Here is a 397-nt window from a genome sequence, read left to right as displayed (position 1 = left end):
CGAAAACTTCCATTTTTGCCTACAGGTCTATTACCCTCTACGGAGTAGCTTTCCAGCTATCTTCGACTAATTCCTGTTTTCTTTAATGTTCTGTCCGCAACCCCAAAGCCAAAGGCTTTGGTTTGGGCTCTTTCCCGTTCGCTCGCCGCTACTTAGGAAATCGATGTTTCTTTCTCTTCCTCCGGGTACTTAGATGTTTCAGTTCCCCGGGTTTACCCCCATATACCTATGTATTCAGCATATGGTACTTAATATAATTAAGTAGGTTTCCCCATTCGGAAATCTCTGGATCACAGGCTATTTGCGCCTACCCAAAGCTTATCGCAGCTTATCACGTCCTTCTTCGGCTCCTAGTGCCAAGGCATTCACCCTGCGCCCTTTGTAGCTTGACCTAAAA

The 397-nt window shown here is 45.8% G+C and carries 1 rRNA gene; it reads right to left on the bottom strand.

The features are described 5' to 3' along the window. Positions 1-392 (bottom strand): 23S ribosomal RNA (locus tag CSGHG_RS23815); the annotation flags it as partial. Positions 393-397 lie beyond the last annotated feature (5 nt).

This window comes from Clostridium senegalense JC122 (assembly GCF_000285575.1).
GTDB classification, from domain to species: domain Bacteria; phylum Bacillota; class Clostridia; order Clostridiales; family Clostridiaceae; genus Clostridium_J; species Clostridium_J senegalense.
The sequence above is the reverse complement of the archived record's forward strand: the minus strand, read 5'-3'. Positions and strand labels throughout refer to the sequence as shown.